This window comes from Mycolicibacterium chubuense (genome assembly GCF_001044255.1).
Taxonomy (GTDB): Bacteria; Actinomycetota; Actinomycetes; order Mycobacteriales; family Mycobacteriaceae; genus Mycobacterium; species Mycobacterium chubuense.
Map to the genome: position 1 here is coordinate 194,227 of NZ_JYNX01000031.1, position 15,489 is coordinate 209,715.

At 70.6% G+C, this 15,489-nt stretch carries 17 protein-coding genes and 1 pseudogene; 15 read left to right on the top strand and 3 right to left on the bottom strand.

The genetic code is table 11. The features are described from left to right. Positions 1-3 precede the first annotated feature (3 nt). Positions 4-453 (top strand): hypothetical protein, encoded by a 450-nt coding sequence (locus MCHUDSM44219_RS09250; protein ID WP_048417924.1) that lies wholly within the window; start codon positions 4-6, stop codon positions 451-453. Positions 454-456: 3 nt separating this feature from the next. On the opposite strand, the gene MCHUDSM44219_RS09255 is transcribed toward MCHUDSM44219_RS09250, so the two are convergent. Then, positions 457-1,095, bottom strand: a complete 639-nt coding sequence (locus tag MCHUDSM44219_RS09255; RefSeq protein WP_048417925.1) for a LysE family transporter — start codon at positions 1,093-1,095, stop codon at positions 457-459. Further along, positions 1,092-1,463: a nitroreductase family deazaflavin-dependent oxidoreductase gene (locus MCHUDSM44219_RS09260; protein WP_048418010.1), complete on the bottom strand. Its 372-nt coding sequence runs from the start codon at positions 1,461-1,463 to the stop codon at positions 1,092-1,094. The genes MCHUDSM44219_RS09255 and MCHUDSM44219_RS09260 overlap by 4 nt, the downstream gene beginning before the upstream one ends. A 90-nt stretch (positions 1,464-1,553) precedes the next feature. Between MCHUDSM44219_RS09260 and hisD the strand changes: the two genes are divergently transcribed. The 8 genes from hisD to hisI are packed head-to-tail and all read left to right on the top strand — an operon-like array spanning position 1,554 to position 7,921. Continuing rightward, positions 1,554-2,897, top strand: a complete 1,344-nt coding sequence (gene hisD / locus MCHUDSM44219_RS09265) for a histidinol dehydrogenase (RefSeq protein ID WP_048417926.1) — start codon at positions 1,554-1,556, stop codon at positions 2,895-2,897. After that, positions 2,894-4,000 carry a histidinol-phosphate transaminase gene (locus tag MCHUDSM44219_RS09270; protein ID WP_048417927.1) on the top strand — a complete coding sequence of 369 codons (1,107 nt, stop codon included), beginning with the start codon at positions 2,894-2,896 and terminating at the stop codon, positions 3,998-4,000. Before hisD ends, MCHUDSM44219_RS09270 begins: the two co-directional genes overlap by 4 nt. Next, positions 3,997-4,614 carry an imidazoleglycerol-phosphate dehydratase HisB gene (hisB, locus tag MCHUDSM44219_RS09275; protein WP_048417928.1) on the top strand — a complete coding sequence of 206 codons (618 nt, stop codon included), beginning with the start codon at positions 3,997-3,999 and terminating at the stop codon, positions 4,612-4,614. The genes MCHUDSM44219_RS09270 and hisB overlap by 4 nt, the downstream gene beginning before the upstream one ends. Continuing rightward, a complete protein-coding gene (gene hisH, locus MCHUDSM44219_RS09280) occupies positions 4,611-5,231 on the top strand; it encodes an imidazole glycerol phosphate synthase subunit HisH (RefSeq protein ID WP_048417929.1) in 621 nt (206 codons plus the stop codon). Before hisB ends, hisH begins: the two co-directional genes overlap by 4 nt. After that, complete coding sequence (gene priA, locus MCHUDSM44219_RS09285) at positions 5,228-5,980, top strand: bifunctional 1-(5-phosphoribosyl)-5-((5-phosphoribosylamino)methylideneamino)imidazole-4-carboxamide isomerase/phosphoribosylanthranilate isomerase PriA (protein ID WP_109777655.1); 753 nt, start codon at positions 5,228-5,230, stop codon at positions 5,978-5,980. The genes hisH and priA overlap by 4 nt, the downstream gene beginning before the upstream one ends. Next, complete coding sequence (locus tag MCHUDSM44219_RS09290; RefSeq protein WP_048417931.1) at positions 5,977-6,795, top strand: inositol monophosphatase family protein; 819 nt, start codon at positions 5,977-5,979, stop codon at positions 6,793-6,795. The genes priA and MCHUDSM44219_RS09290 overlap by 4 nt, the downstream gene beginning before the upstream one ends. Continuing rightward, a complete protein-coding gene (gene hisF, locus MCHUDSM44219_RS09295; protein ID WP_048417932.1) occupies positions 6,792-7,577 on the top strand; it encodes an imidazole glycerol phosphate synthase subunit HisF in 786 nt (261 codons plus the stop codon). The genes MCHUDSM44219_RS09290 and hisF overlap by 4 nt, the downstream gene beginning before the upstream one ends. Beyond that, positions 7,574-7,921 carry a phosphoribosyl-AMP cyclohydrolase gene (gene hisI, locus MCHUDSM44219_RS09300; RefSeq protein WP_048417933.1) on the top strand — a complete coding sequence of 116 codons (348 nt, stop codon included), beginning with the start codon at positions 7,574-7,576 and terminating at the stop codon, positions 7,919-7,921. The genes hisF and hisI overlap by 4 nt, the downstream gene beginning before the upstream one ends. Here the strand turns inward: hisI and MCHUDSM44219_RS09305 are convergent. Continuing rightward, a complete protein-coding gene (locus MCHUDSM44219_RS09305; RefSeq protein ID WP_048417934.1) occupies positions 7,909-8,373 on the bottom strand; it encodes a peroxiredoxin in 465 nt (154 codons plus the stop codon). The two genes, hisI and MCHUDSM44219_RS09305, sit on opposite strands and share 13 nt — an antisense overlap. 32 nt (positions 8,374-8,405) lie before the next feature. Here MCHUDSM44219_RS09305 and MCHUDSM44219_RS09310 point away from each other — a divergent pair, with 32 nt between their 5' ends. From MCHUDSM44219_RS09310 to lgt, 6 genes and pseudogenes are all read left to right on the top strand, one after another. Next, on the top strand, positions 8,406-9,929 hold the full coding sequence (locus tag MCHUDSM44219_RS09310) for an anthranilate synthase component I (protein ID WP_048417935.1): 1,524 nt from the start codon (positions 8,406-8,408) through the stop codon (positions 9,927-9,929). Beyond that, positions 9,926-10,504: a TIGR02234 family membrane protein gene (locus tag MCHUDSM44219_RS09315; protein WP_048417936.1), complete on the top strand. Its 579-nt coding sequence runs from the start codon at positions 9,926-9,928 to the stop codon at positions 10,502-10,504. Before MCHUDSM44219_RS09310 ends, MCHUDSM44219_RS09315 begins: the two co-directional genes overlap by 4 nt. A gap of 72 nt (positions 10,505-10,576) precedes the next feature. After that, positions 10,577-11,395, top strand: a complete 819-nt coding sequence (gene trpC, locus MCHUDSM44219_RS09320; protein WP_048417937.1) for an indole-3-glycerol phosphate synthase TrpC — start codon at positions 10,577-10,579, stop codon at positions 11,393-11,395. Beyond that, positions 11,396-12,658 carry a tryptophan synthase subunit beta gene (gene trpB / locus MCHUDSM44219_RS09325; RefSeq protein ID WP_048417938.1) on the top strand — a complete coding sequence of 421 codons (1,263 nt, stop codon included), beginning with the start codon at positions 11,396-11,398 and terminating at the stop codon, positions 12,656-12,658. Continuing rightward, entirely contained in the window at positions 12,655-13,443 is a 789-nt protein-coding gene (trpA, locus tag MCHUDSM44219_RS09330) for a tryptophan synthase subunit alpha (protein ID WP_048417939.1), read from the top strand. Before trpB ends, trpA begins: the two co-directional genes overlap by 4 nt. Next, positions 13,440-14,411, top strand: a pseudogene (lgt, locus tag MCHUDSM44219_RS31695) (prolipoprotein diacylglyceryl transferase); the annotation flags it as partial. The gene trpA and the pseudogene lgt, both read left to right, overlap by 4 nt. Positions 14,412-15,489: the final 1,078 nt, after the last annotated feature.

The window sequence follows — 15,489 nt, forward strand, 5'->3', positions numbered from 1 at the left end:
CCGATGCGCGTACCCCCGTCCGCGGCGCTGGCCGTGGCACTGCTCTCGCTGGGTGTCTCGGCGGCCGCGCTGGTCCGGTCCTTCGACCACGGCGCCGACTACACCGACGCCCAGCGCGCCGAGGCGACGGCCACGATCTGCACCGCCTTCGCGACAGTCCGGACCGGGGTCGCGACGAACACCAATGTGACGCCGCCCGGCGACGTCAGCGGGGCGCTCGCGGCGGCCGCGAACGCCCGGCTGGCTCTGTCGGACGGCGGGCAGTACCTGCTCGCCCGCCTGGACCCCGCCACGCCGGGTGATCTGGCCGCCGAGGTGACGAGGTTCGCCGATGCGCTGATGGACATCGGCGCGGCGGCCACCGCGGGAGTGCCCAACACCGATCCCGCGCAGGCCAAGCGGCTGGAGGCCGCGGAGGCCGCCAGTGCCGCCGTGAGCAACCGCTGCCGCTAGCCCTCAGATGGTGGCGGGGCCCCGGCGCAGCAGCGAGAGCACGACGGCCGCGGTGGCGAACAGCCCGGAGAACACGCGGTTGAGCACTGTCTGCTGGCGCGGGGTCCGCAGCCAGGTCAGCAACCGGACCGCCAGGCCGGTGTAGAGGCCCATCACCACCAGGTCCACGGCGACCATCGTCACCCCGATCGCGAGGTACTGCGGCAGCAGCGGCGCCGTCGGCACCACGAACTGCGGCATCACCGCGAGGAAGAACAGCAGGCCCTTCGGGTTGGTCGCGTTGACCAGGAAGCCCCGCGCCACCAGCGACGCGCGTCCGCCGGCGACCACCCGGTCGACCTGGGTGCGCAGGTCCACCGCCGCGGTGCGCCACTGCCGGATCGCCAGATAGGCCAGGTAGGCCACGCCCACCCACTTGATGATCGTGAACGCCAGGATCGAATTGGACACCGCGGCGCCCAGGCCGACCGCGACGAGGGTGAGTTGCAGCATCAGGCCGATCTCGAGACCGATGATGCTCCAGTAGCCGCGCCGCACCCCGTGCGTCAGGCCGGTGGCCATCGACTGGATGGCGCCGGCGCCGGGGGAGACCGCGATCAGGATGGCGGCGCCGAAGAACGCCAGCCACATCTGCGTGCTCATGAGGCGATGTCGGCGACGAACACCCCGGACCGTTTGGCCACCACCTGCGCCATCCGCGGCAGCGACGGGTCCGTGGTGCCCGCCGGCAGCACCCGGGGCCGCACCAGGTGCAGTTCCTTGGCCCCGATCCGGATGTCGGCCTCACCGGCGGCGAGCACGTTCTTCACCCAGTTGGTCTTGCCGTGCGCGAGCCCGATCGCCAGCACCGAGCCCTTGCGGTAGGGCGTGACGATCGTCTCGTAGTCCTTGCCGGACGTGCGGCCGCGGTGCTTGATCACGCCCAGGCCCGGCATCCGCTTCGACAGTGGACGCAGCAGCGGGTTGATGTACTTGATCTGCAGCCGCTCGAACCACGGCGGGAAGATCATCGGCACGCCGGGCGCGTTGTTGGGGTGGCTGCTTCTGCTCGGTCGATCGGACACGACGCCTCCGATACTGATTTGTGCTGCTCTGGGACAATGGTCAGCGTGAATGTATCGCCACGGCTCCTGCGGCGCATCGACCTGCGTGGTGCGACGCTGTCGACGGCCCGTCTGCGCACCGCGCTGCCCCGTGGCGGCGTCGACGTCGACGCGGTGCTGCCCACGGTCCGGCCCATCGTCGAGGCGGTCGCGGACCGCGGCGCCGACGCGGCGCTCGAGTACGGCGCCTCCTTCGACGGCGTGCGGCCCGGCCAGGTGCGGGTGCCCGCCGACCGGCTGGCGGCCGCGTTGGCCGAGCTCGATCCTGGTGTCCGCGCCGCCCTCGAGGTCGCCATCCAGCGGGCCCGCGCCGTGCACGCCGACCAGCGCCGCACCGACACCACCACCACGCTCGGCCCCGGCGCGACCGTCACCGAGCGCTGGGTCCCCGTGGAACGCGTGGGCCTCTACGTGCCGGGCGGCAACGCCGTCTATCCGTCCAGCGTGGTGATGAACGTCGTCCCGGCACAGACCGCCGGCGTCGACTCGCTGGTGATCGCCAGTCCGCCGCAGGCCGAATTCTCCGGCCTGCCCCATCCGACGATCCTGGCCGCCGCCGCGCTGCTCGGCGTCGACGAGGTGTGGGCGGTCGGCGGCGCGCAGGCGGTCGCGCTGCTCGCCTACGGCGGCACCGACACCGACGGCGCCGAACTCGCCCCGGTCGACATGATCACCGGACCCGGCAACATCTACGTCACCGCGGCCAAGCGGATCTGCCGGTCGCGGGTCGGCATCGATTCCGAGGCCGGTCCCACCGAGATCGCGATCCTGGCCGACCACACCGCCGACCCGGCGCACGTCGCCGCCGACCTGATCAGCCAGGCCGAGCACGACGAGATGGCCGCCAGCGTGCTGGTCACCGACAGCACCGCGCTGGCCGACGCCACGGACGCCGAGCTGGCTGTGCAGCTGGAGACGACGGTGCACCGCGAGCGGGTGACCGCCGCGCTGAGCGGCGAGCAGTCGGCGATCGTGCTCGTCGACGACGTCGACGCCGGTCTGCGCGTCGTGAACGCCTATGCCGCCGAACATCTCGAGATCCAGACCGTCGACGCCGCCGACGTGGCGGGCCGGGTCCGGTCCGCCGGCGCGATCTTCGTCGGACCGTGGGCACCGGTCAGCCTCGGCGACTACTGCGCCGGGTCGAACCACGTGCTGCCCACGGCCGGCTGTGCGCGCCACTCGAGCGGGCTGTCGGTGCAGACGTTCCTGCGCGGCATCCACGTCGTCGACTACACCGAGGCGGCGCTCAAGGACGTGGCCGGTCACGTGATCACGCTGGCGCAGGCCGAGAACCTGCCCAGCCATGGCGAAGCCGTGCGCCGGAGGTTCGAGAGGTGACCCCCGGCGAGACCGTGACCCTCGACGCGCTGCCGCTGCGCGAGGACCTGCGCGGGAAATCCCCCTACGGCGCCCCGCAGCTCGTGGTGCCCGTGCGGCTGAACACCAACGAGAATCCGCATCCGCCGACGCAGGCGCTGATCGACGACGTCGCCGCGTCGGTGCGCGAGGCCGCCGCCGAGCTGCACCGCTACCCCGACCGCGACGCCGTGGCGCTACGCACCGACCTGGCCGGTTACCTGAGCGCACAGACCGGTGTCCGGGTGGGCGTCGAAAACGTCTGGGCCGCAAACGGTTCCAACGAGATCCTGCAGCAGCTGCTGCAGGCCTTCGGCGGGCCGGGCCGCAGCGCGATCGGGTTCGTCCCGTCCTACTCGATGCACCCGATCATCGCCGACGGCACGCAGACGGCGTGGCTGGCGGCGCACCGCGCCGAGGACTTCGGCCTCGACGCGGCCGTGGCGGCCACGGCGATCAAGGAGCACACTCCCGACGTCGTGTTCGTCACCAGCCCCAACAACCCGTCGGGACAGAGTGTTTCGCTCGACGACCTGCGGCAGCTGCTGGACGCCATGACCGGGGGCGTGATGGTCGTCGACGAGGCCTACGGCGAGTTCTCGTCGCGGCCCAGCGCGATCGGGCTCATCGACGAGTACCCGACCCGCCTGGTGGTGTCGCGCACCATGAGCAAGGCGTTCGCGTTCGCCGGAGGGCGGCTGGGTTACCTGGTCGCCGCGCCCGCCGTCGTGGAGGCGATGCTGCTGGTGCGCCTGCCGTACCACCTGTCGTCGCTCACCCAGGCCGCTGCGCGGGCCGCGCTGCGGCACGCCGACGACACCCTCGGCAGCGTCGCCACGTTGATCAGCGAACGGGAGCGGGTGTCGACGGCCCTGACCGGCATGGGTTTCCGGGTGATCCCCAGCGATGCGAACTTCCTGCTGTTCGGCGAGTTCGCCGACGCCGCCGCCACGTGGCGGGCCTACCTCGATGACGGGGTGCTGATCCGCGACGTCGGCATCCCCGGATATCTGCGCACCACCATCGGCCTCGCCGAAGAGAACGACGCGCTGCTCAACGCCAGCGCCCGACAAGGAGTGAAGTGAGCCGTCCCCACAGGTACGCGAAGGTCGAACGCAAGACCAAGGAATCCGACATCGTCGTCGAGTTGGACCTCGACGGCACCGGGCAGGTGAGTGTCGAGACCGGGGTGCCGTTCTTCGATCACATGCTCACCTCGCTGGGCACCCACGCGCGCTTCGACCTGACGGTGAAGGCCGTGGGCGACATCGAGATCGAGGGCCACCACACCATCGAGGACACGGCGATCGTGCTCGGCCAGGCGCTCGGGCAGGCGCTGGGGGACAAGTCCGGGATCCGCCGCTTCGGTGACGCGTTCATCCCGATGGACGAGTCGCTGGCGCACGCCGCGGTCGACGTCTCGGGCCGGCCGTATTTCGTGCACACCGGCGAACCGGATTTCATGGTCGAGTTCACCATCGCCGGATCGCAGGCGCCGTACCACACCGTGGTGAACCGGCACGTCTTCGAATCCCTGGCGTTCAACGCGCGCATCGCGCTGCACGTGCGCACCCTGTACGGCCGGGATCCGCACCACATCACCGAGGCGCAGTACAAGGCCGTGGCGCGCGCGCTGCGCCAGGCCGTCGAGTACGACGAGCGGGTCAGCGGGGTTCCGTCGACCAAAGGGACGTTGTGACAGCAAAACTCGTGGTGCTGGACTACGGCTCGGGAAATCTCCGATCCGCCCAGCGGGCGCTGGAGCGTGTCGGCGCCGAGGTCGAGGTCAGCGCCGACCCCGGTGCCGCGATGGCCGCGGACGGCCTGGTGGTGCCGGGTGTCGGCGCTTTCGAGGCGTGCATGACCGGGCTGCGGAAGGTCGGCGGCGACAAGATCATCGCCGACCGCGTCGCGGCCGGACGGCCAGTGCTCGGCGTGTGCGTGGGCATGCAGATCCTGTTCTCCCGCGGCGTCGAGTTCGGTGTCGAGACGGCCGGTTGTGGGCAGTGGCCCGGCTCGGTGGTCCGGCTCGATGCGCCGGTGATCCCGCACATGGGATGGAACGTGGTCGACGCCCCCGCGGACAGCGTGCTGTTCGCGGGCATGGATCCGGCCACCCGGTTCTATTTCGTGCACTCCTATGCCGCCCAGCAGTGGGAGGGCGACCGCGGCGCGGTGCTGACGTGGGCCACCCACCACGTGCCGTTCCTGGCCGCCGTTGAGGCCGGTCCGCTGTCGGCCACCCAGTTCCACCCCGAGAAGAGCGGGGACGCCGGCGCCGAGTTGCTGTCGAACTGGATCGGGGCGCTAAGTTGACCGGCGTGAACGCACCGAAGCTGGTCCTGCTGCCCGCCGTCGACGTGGTCGAGGGGCGCGCCGTGCGCCTGGTGCAGGGGCAGGCGGGCAGCGAGACCGAGTACGGCTCGGCCCTGGATGCGGCGATGACATGGCAGCGCGACGGCGCCGAGTGGATTCACCTGGTGGACCTCGACGCGGCGTTCGGTCGCGGCTCCAACCGGGACCTGCTCGCCGAGGTGGTCGGCACGCTCGATGTGGCCGTGGAGCTCTCCGGCGGTATCCGTGACGACGAGTCCCTCGCCGCCGCGCTGGCCACCGGATGCGCCCGGGTCAATCTCGGCACGGCGGCATTGGAGAACCCGCAGTGGTGCGCCCGCGTGGTCGCCGAGCACGGTGACAAGGTCGCGGTCGGGCTCGACGTGTTGATCGCAGACGGTGCGCACCGGTTGCGTGGCCGCGGCTGGGAGACCGACGGCGGCGACCTGTGGACGGTGCTCGACCGCCTCGACGCCGAAGGCTGCTCGCGTTTCGTCGTCACCGACGTCACCAAGGACGGCACGTTGAACGGGCCCAACCTGGATCTGCTCTCGGCGGTGTGTGAGCGCACCGACGCCCCGGTCATCGCCTCCGGCGGGGTGTCGAGCCTGGACGACCTGCGGGCGATCGCGACCCTGACCGGCGTCGGCGTCGAGGGTGCGATCGTCGGGAAAGCCTTGTACGCCGGTCGATTCACGTTGCCGCAGGCGCTGGCCGCGGTCGACGCGTGACCCTCGACGACCGGCAGCTCTCGGAGCTGCTCGACACGGCTGCGGGCGTCCTCGACGGTGCCTCGACGCAGTTCGTCGCCGGGCATCGCGCCGACTCCGCGGTCGCCAAGAAGGGCGACGACTTCGCCACCGAGGTCGACCTCGCGATCGAACGCCGGGTGGTTGCCGAGCTGCAACGGCTGACCGGCATCGGTGTGCACGGCGAGGAGTTCGGCGGCGAGTCGGTCGATTCGGAGATGGTGTGGATCCTCGACCCGATCGACGGGACGTTCAACTACGCCGCGGGGTCGCCGATGGCGGCGATCCTGCTGGGGCTGCTGGTCGGCGGCGAGCCGGTGCTCGGCCTGACGTGGCTGCCGTTCATGGCGCAGCGCTACACCGCGATCGTCGGGGGTCCGCTGCGGTGCAACGGCGGTGAGCTGGCGCGCCTGGAGCACGGGGACGTACGCGATGCGATCGTCGGCACCGGCACCTTCAACATCGACTCGCGGGGGCGCTACCCCGGCCGGTACCGCGCGACGGTCTTGGCGAATCTCAGCAGACAGTGTTCGCGAATGCGCATGCACGGGGCGACGGGCATCGACCTCGCCTACGTCTCGGCCGGAATTCTCGGCGGGGCAATCAGTTTCGGTCATCACATCTGGGACCACGCAGCGGGCGTCGCGCTGGTGCGCGCGGCCGGTGGCGTCGTCACCGACCTCGCCGGGGAGCCGTGGACGCTGACGTCGCCCTCGGCGCTGGTGGCTGCGCCGGGAGTGCACGAGCAGATGCTCGAGATCGTCGCCTCGGCGGGGAATCCGAAGGACTACCTGTGAGTACCGGAGGCGATGTCGCGACCCGGGTGATCCCCTGTCTGGACGTCGACGCCGGCCGCGTCGTCAAGGGGGTCAACTTCGAGAACCTGCGCGACGCCGGGGATCCCGTCGAGTTGGCCGCCGTCTACGACGCCGAGGGCGCCGACGAGTTGACGTTCCTGGACGTGACGGCGTCGTCGTCGGGCCGCTCGACGATGCTCGAGGTGGTGCGGCGCACCGCCGAACAGGTGTTCATCCCGTTGACCGTCGGCGGTGGGGTGCGTTCGGTGGCCGACGTCGACATGCTGCTGCGTGCCGGGGCGGACAAGGTGTCGGTGAACACCGCCGCGATCGCACGCCCTGAACTGCTCTCCGAGCTCTCCCGGCAGTTCGGATCACAGTGCATCGTGCTGTCGGTCGACGCGCGCACCGTGCCCGCGGGTGCCGAACCCACGTCGTCGGGCTGGGAGGTCACCACGCACGGCGGTCGGCGGGGGACCGGCATCGACGCGGTGGAATGGGCCACCCGCGGCGCCGAACTCGGCGTCGGAGAGATCCTGCTGAACTCGATGGACTACGACGGCACCAAGGCCGGATTCGACCTCGCCATGCTGCGTGCAGTGCGCGGCGCGGTGTCGGTGCCGGTGATCGCGAGCGGCGGCGCCGGCGCGGTGGAACATTTCGCGCCCGCGGTTGTTGCAGGTGCCGATGCGGTGCTCGCGGCCAGCGTGTTCCACTTCCGGGAGCTGACCATCGGTCAGGTGAAGGCCGCGATGGCGGCTGAAGGGATAGTGGTCCGATGACTCTCGACCCGGCGATCGCGTCGCGGCTCAAACGCGACGCCAACGGCCTGGTCGCCGCCGTGGTGCAGGAGCGCGGCACCGGCCAGGTGCTGATGGTGGCGTGGATGGATGACGACGCGTTGGCCCGCACGCTGGAAACCCGTGAGGCGACCTACTTTTCGCGCTCGCGCGGGGAGCAGTGGATCAAGGGCGCGACCTCCGGCCACACCCAGCAGGTGCACTCGGTGCGGCTGGACTGCGACGGCGACACCGTGCTGCTCGAAGTCGACCAGGTCGGCGCCGCCTGCCACACCGGCGACCACACCTGCTTCGACGCCGACCTGCTGCTGGCTCAGGCCGACTGACGCTTGCGCAGCGTTTCGAGCGCCTTGTCGGCGTGGGTGTCCATGCTGAACTCGCTGGCGATCACGTCCAGCACCGTGCGGTCGGTGTCGATCACGAACGTGGTGCGCTTGACGGGCATGAACTTGCCCAGCAGCCCGCGCTTGACGCCGAACTGCGTGGCCACCACGCCATCGGTGTCCGACAACAGCGGGTAGTCGAACTTCTGCTGGTCGGCGAACTTGGCCTGTTTGTCGACCGGGTCGGCGCTGATGCCGACCCGGGTGGCGCCGACCGCGGCGAACTCGGCGGCCAGGTCGCGGAAGTGGCACGCCTCCTTCGTGCACCCGGGCGTCATCGCCGCCGGGTAGAAGAACAGCACGATGGGCCCGTCGGCGAGCAGCCCGGTCAGGCTCCTCGTCGTCCCCGTCTGGTCCGGCAGTTCGAACTCGGCCACGGTGTCGCCACGATTCATGGTTCTCACCGTACTTCTGGGAGAATGCCGGTGTGCAGTCCACCGCCAGCCTCGCTCTGACGTCGCGTGAGGACTTCCGGGCGCTGGCCGCCGAGCACCGTGTGGTGCCGGTGACCCGCAAGGTGCTCGCCGACAGCGAGACGCCGCTCTCGGCGTACCGCAAGCTCGCCGCGAACCGGCCCGGAACGTTCCTCCTGGAGTCCGCGGAGAACGGGCGGTCCTGGTCGCGGTGGTCGTTCGTCGGCGCCGGCGCCCCGTCTGCGCTGACCGTGCGCGACGGCCACGCCGCCTGGCTGGGCGTCACCCCGCAGGACGCCCCCGTCGGCGGTGATCCGCTCGAGGCGCTGCGTGCCACCCTCACGCTGCTGGAGACCGCGGCGCTGCCCGGTCTGCCGCCACTGTCGTCCGGGCTGGTCGGCTACTTCGCCTACGACTTCGTGCGCCTGCTCGAGCGGTTGCCCGAGCTCGCGGTCGACGACCTCGGGCTGCCCGACATGGTGCTGCTGCTCGCCACCGACATCGCGGCGCTGGACCACCACGAGGGCACCATCACGCTGATCGCCAACGCCGTGAACTGGAACGGCACCGATGAGCGCGTCGACGAGGCCTACGACGACGCGGTCGCTCGGCTGGACGTGATGACCGCGGCGCTGGGCGAACCGCTGGCCTCGACGGTGGCGACGTTCAGCAGGCCGGCGCCGCTGCACCGGTCGCAACGCACCGTCGAGGAGTACACCGCGATCGTCGACAAGCTCGTCGGCGACATCGAGGCCGGCGAGGCCTTCCAGGTGGTGCCGTCGCAGCGTTTCGAAATGGACACCGACGCCGATCCCCTCGATGTCTACCGGATGCTGCGGGTGACCAACCCCAGCCCGTACATGTACCTGCTCAACGTGCCGAACGCCGAAGGCGGACTGGACTTCTCGATCGTCGGCTCCAGCCCGGAGGCGCTGGTCACCGTGAAGGACGGGCGGGCCACCACGCATCCGATCGCGGGCACCCGCTGGCGCGGGGACACCGAGGAGGAGGACCTCCTGCTCGAGAAGGAACTGCTCGCCGACGAGAAGGAACGGGCCGAGCACCTGATGCTTGTCGACCTCGGTCGCAACGACCTGGGCCGGGTGTGCACACCGGGCACCGTGAAGGTCGAGGACTACAGCCACATCGAGCGCTACAGCCACGTCATGCACCTGGTGTCGACGGTGACGGGCATGCTCGCCGAGGGCAGGACCGCGCTCGACGCGGTGACGGCCTGCTTCCCGGCCGGCACGCTGTCCGGGGCGCCGAAGGTGCGGGCGATGGAACTGATCGAGGAGGTCGAGAAGACCCGTCGCGGCCTCTACGGCGGTGTGTTGGGCTACCTGGACTTCGCCGGCAACGCGGACTTCGCGATCGCGATCCGTACCGCACTGATGCGTGACGGCACCGCCTACGTGCAGGCGGGCGGCGGCGTCGTCGCCGACTCGAACGGCCCGTACGAGTACAACGAGGCGGCCAACAAGGCCCGCGCGGTGCTGAGCGCGATCGCGGCCGCCGAGACGTTGAGCGAACCGTGACCCGCCTCGGGCAGCTCCTGCTGGTGGTGGCCGCAGCCGGGCTGTGGGGCTCGTCGCGCCTGACGTGGGTGGAGGTCACCTCGTTCGACGGCCTCACCCATCCCAGGACCGACGAGCTCACCGGTGCCACCTGGTCCACGGCGCTGATCCCGTTGGCGCTGGTGGTGTTGGCGGCTGCGGTGGCGGGACTGGCGGTGCGGGGCTGGGTGCTGCGGATCCTGGCGGTGCTGGTGGCGGCGGCGAGCGCGGCGATGGGCTACCTGGCGATCAGCCTGTGGGTGGTGCCCGACGTCGCGGCCCGGGCGGCGCGTCTGGCCGAGGTGCCGATCACCGACCTGGTGGGCACCGAGCGGTACTCGACGGGCGCGGTGCTGACGCTGGTCGCGGCGGCGCTGTCACTGGTCGGCGCGGTGCTGCTGCTCAGATCGGCGACGCGGGGCGGCGCCGACGCGGCGCGGTACACCCGGCGTCGCACCGAGGTCGAGGAGCCTGGCGCGGAAATGTCGGAGCGGATGATCTGGGACGCGCTCGACGCCGGGCAGGACCCGACCACCCCGGACAACAAGGGGCGGTGACGGGCTGTGGTGTGGTGGCGACTACCCTTCGTAAAGAATCAAACGGCCGTCAGGGGAAGGGAAACGACAGCTATGGGTTCGGCAACCGTCCTCGACTCCATTCTCGAAGGGGTCCGTGCTGACGTTGCCGCTCGCGAAGCCGTCGTCAGCCTGGCCGAGGTCAAGGAAAAGGCCAGGCACGCACCGGCGCCGCTGGACGTGATGGCGGCGCTGCGTGCGCCGGGCATCGCGGTCATCGCCGAGGTGAAGCGCGCCAGCCCGTCGCGCGGTGCGCTGGCGTCCATCGCAGACCCCGCCGAGCTGGCCCGCGCCTACGAGGACGGCGGCGCGCGGGTCATCAGCGTGCTGACCGAGCAGCGCCGCTTCCACGGCTCGCTCGACGATCTTGACGCGGTGCGCGCGGCGGTGTCGATTCCGGTGCTGCGCAAGGACTTCATCGTGCGGCCCTACCAGATCCACGAGGCCCGCGCCCACGGCGCCGACCTGCTGCTGCTGATCGTCGCGGCCCTCGAACAACCCGCCCTGGAATCGCTGCTCGAACGCACCGAATCGCTGGGCATGACCGCCCTGGTCGAGGTGCACACCGAGGAGGAGGCCGACCGGGCGCTGCAGGCCGGAGCCAGGCTGATCGGTGTGAACGCCCGCGACCTGAAGACTCTCGAGGTCGACCGGGACTGCTTCGCCCGCATCGCGCCGGGGCTGCCGAGCAACGTCATCCGGGTCGCCGAGTCGGGTGTGCGGGGGACCGCCGACCTGCTGGCCTACGCCGGTGCGGGCGCGGACGCCGTGCTCGTCGGCGAAGGTTTGGTCACCAGTGGGGATCCCCGCGGCGCCGTCGCTGACCTCGTCACCGCCGGCACGCATCCGTCGTGCCCGAAACCTGCGCGCTAAGTGACCGCGCATCTCGGACCGGAACTGCCGCGCGCCAGCGCCGCGGTGGCCGAACCCACGTCGCACGATCCGGATGCCCGCGGCCATTTCGGCGTCTACGGCGGCCGGTATGTGCCCGAAGCGCTGATGGCGGTCATCGAGGAGGTGACCGCCGCGTACGAGAAGGCGCGCGGCGACCAGACCTTCCTCGACGAGCTGGACCGGCTGCAACGGCATTACACCGGTCGCCCGTCCCCGCTGTACGAGGCGGAGCGGATGAGCGAGCACGCCGGTGGCGCGCGGATCTTCCTGAAGCGGGAAGACTTGAATCACACCGGTTCTCACAAGATCAACAACGTGCTGGGGCAGGCGCTGCTGGCACGTCAGATGGGTAAGACCCGCGTCATCGCCGAGACCGGCGCCGGCCAGCACGGTGTGGCAACGGCGACCGCCTGCGCGCTGTTGGGCCTGGAGTGTGTGATCTACATGGGCGCGGTGGACACCGCGCGCCAGGCGCTGAACGTGGCGAGGATGCGCCTGCTCGGCGCGTCGGTGGTGCCGGTCGAGTCGGGCTCCAAGACGCTCAAGGACGCGATCAACGAGACGTTCCGCGACTGGGTCACCAACGCCGACAACACGTACTACTGCTTCGGCACCGCGGCGGGACCGCACCCGTTCCCGATGATGGTCCGGGATTTCCAGCGGGTCATCGGTCTCGAGGCCCGCGCGCAGATGCTCGACCAGGCCGGCCGGCTGCCCGACGCCGTGGTCGCCTGTGTCGGCGGCGGCTCGAATGCCATCGGCATCTTCCACGCGTTCATCGACGATCCCGACGTGCGCCTGGTCGGCTATGAGGCCGCCGGTGACGGCGTCGAGACCGGACGGCACGCGGCCACGTTCACCGGCGGATCGCCGGGCGCCTTCCAGGGCTCGTATTCGTACCTGCTGCAGGACGAGGACGGCCAGACCATCGAATCGCATTCGATCTCGGCGGGCCTGGACTATCCGGGTGTCGGGCCGGAGCACGCGCTGCTCAAAGACATCGGCCGCGCCCAGTACAAGCCGATCACCGACACCGAGGCCATGGACGCGCTGTCGCTGCTGAGCCGCAAAGAGGGCATCATCCCGGCGATCGAATCGGCCCACGCGGTGGCCGGCGCGATGAAGCTGGGCGCCGAACTGGGCCCCGGCGCGATCATCCTGATCAACATGTCCGGTCGCGGCGACAAGGACGTCGAAACCGCGGCGCGCTGGTTCGGGCTGCTCGAGGACGGCGCCAGATGAGCCGGTTGGCAAGCGTTTTCGCGTCGTGCCGGGATGAGGACCGGGCGGCGCTGATCGGCTACCTGCCGACCGGGTTCCCGGATGTCGAGACCTCGATCGCCGCGATGGTCGCCCTGGTCGAGGCGGGCTGCGACGTGATCGAGGTCGGCATCGCGTACTCGGACCCGGGCATGGACGGCCCCACCATCGCGGCGGCGACGGAGGTCGCGCTGCGGGGCGGGGTGCGGGTGCGGGACACGTTCCGGGCTGTCGAGGCGATCAGCAACGCCGGCGGCCACGCCGTGGTGATGACCTACTGGAATCCCGTGCTGCGCAAGGGTGTTGACGCATTCTCCCGCGACCTCGCCTCGGCGGGCGGGCTCGGGATGATCACGCCGGACCTGATTCCGGACGAGGCCGACGAGTGGCTGGCCGCTTCGGAGGCGCACGACTTGGACCGAATCTTCGTGGTTGCGCCGTCCTCGACGCCGGAGCGGCTGAGCGCGACGGTCGATGCGTCCCGGGGATTCGTGTACGCGGCGTCGACGATGGGTGTGACCGGTGCTCGCGACGCAGTCTCCAACGCGGCGCCGGAACTCGTCCAGCGGATCAAGGAACTCTCCGACATCCCGGTCGGTGTCGGTCTGGGCGTGCGGTCGCGCGAGCAGGCGGCGCAGATCGGCTCCTACGCGGACGGGGTGATCGTGGGGTCGGCGCTGGTGTCGGCGCTGACCGACGGCGTCCCCGCGATGCGGGCATTGACAGAAGAACTGGCTGACGGGGTACGGCAGAGGATCACTGCGTGACATCGACGGTCTTGGCGTACATCCCGAGTCCTTCGCAGGGTGTGTGGCACCTCGGCCCGTTCCCGCTGCGGGCCTATGCGCTGTTCATCATCGCCGGCATCGTGGCTGCGCTGGTCCTGGGTGACCGGCGCTGGGTGGCACGCGGTGGCGAGCCCGGCGTCATCTACGACATCGCGCTGTGGGCGGTGCCCTTCGGTCTCATCGGCGGTCGGCTCTATCACGTCATCACCGACTGGCGGACCTACTTCGGGGAGGACGGAGCGGGATTCGGGGCCGCCCTGCGGATCTGGGACGGCGGGCTCGGCATCTGGGGCGCGGTGGCGCTGGGCGCCATCGGAGCGTGGATCGCCTGCCGGCGGCGGGAGATACCGCTGCCCGCGTTCGGGGACGCGATCGCGCCGGGAATCATCCTCGCCCAGGCGATCGGGCGGATCGGCAACTACTTCAACCAGGAGCTGTACGGGCGCGAGACGACGCTGCCGTGGGGCCTGGAGATCTACGAGCGGGTGAATTCCGCCGGGGTGCCGGACTCGCTGAACGGGGTGTCGACCGGGGAGCTCATCCAGGTCGTCCACCCGACGTTCCTGTACGAGTTGCTGTGGAACCTGCTGGTGTTCGCGGCGCTGCTGATCATCGATCGCCGGTTCCGCATCGGGCACGGCCGACTTTTCGCGATGTATGTGGCCGGGTACTGCGTGGGCCGGTTCTGGATCGAGCTGATGCGCAGCGACGCCGCGACGCACCTGGCGGGCATCCGGGTGAACTCCTTCACGTCGACCTTCGTGTTCATCGGCGCGGTGGTGTACATCATGGTCGCGCCGAAGGGCCGCGAGGATCCGATGCTGCTGCGCGGCAAGCAGGAGGGCGACGAGTCGCGCGCCGAGGAGTTGGTCAAGGATCTGGCGGTCGGCGCGTCGACGGCGGGTGTGGTCGCCGCGGCGACCGTCGCGGCCGAGGACGACGAGAAGTCGGTGGCGCAGGCGGCCGAGGACGACGCCGACGAGACCGATGTCCTGGTCGGGCGGGAAGCGGACCTGGAAACCGTCGAGGGCGACGAGGTCGCTGACGGTGAGGAGTTGGTCGTTCCTTCCGACGACAGCATTGAGCCCGAAGCGGGCCTGGGGTCCGTCGAGGGTGACGAGGTCGCTGAGGCGGTAGACGGTGCGGCCGAAGCGCACGCCGTCGCGGTCGACGGTGAGGAAGCGGCCGAGGCGCTGGTCGAGCCTGAGGGCGAACCGGAGTCACTGGAAGCAGACGAGGTCGCGGACGCTGTTGATCTGGCGGACGAGGCGCCCGAGGTGGCAGTTGAGGGTGAGGATGCCGCTGAGGCGTTGACCGATGAGGCCGAGAGCGAGTCTGAAACTGCCGAGCCGGAGGCGGGTCTGGGGTCGGTCGAAGGTGACGAGGTCGCGGAGGCTGTGGGCGATGCTGCGGTGGCTCACCAGGTCGCCGTGGAGGGCGAGGACGCTGCTGAGGCGTTGACCGATGGGGCCGAGCTCGAGACTGCTTCGCCCGAGGCGGGTCTGGGGTCGGTCGAGGGTGACGAGGTCGCTGACGCTGTGGGCGATGCTGCGGTGGCGCACGAGGTCGCGGTGGAGGGCGAGGACGCTGCTGAGGCGTTGACCGATGGGGTCGAGAGCGAGCCCGAGGCTGCCGAGCCGGAGGCGGGTCTGGGGTCGGTCGAAGGTGACGAGGTCGCGGAGGCTGTGGATGACGCCGCCGTGGCGCACGAGGTCGCCGTCGAGGGCGAGGACGCTGCTGAAGCGCTGACTGATGAGGCCGAGAGCGAGCCCGAGGCTGCCGAGCCCGAGGAAGAGCCCGAGTCTGCCGAGCCGGAGGCGGGTCTGGGGTCGGTCGAGGGTGACGAGGTCGCGGAGGCTGTGGGCGATGCTGGGGTGGCGCACGAGGTCGCGGTGGAGGGCGAGGACGCTGCTGAGGCGTTGACCGATGGGGTCGAGAGCGAGCCCGAGGCTGCTGAGCCCGAGTCTGCTGAGCCCGAGTCTGCGGAACCTGAGGCGGGTCTGGGGTCGGTCGACGGTGACGAGG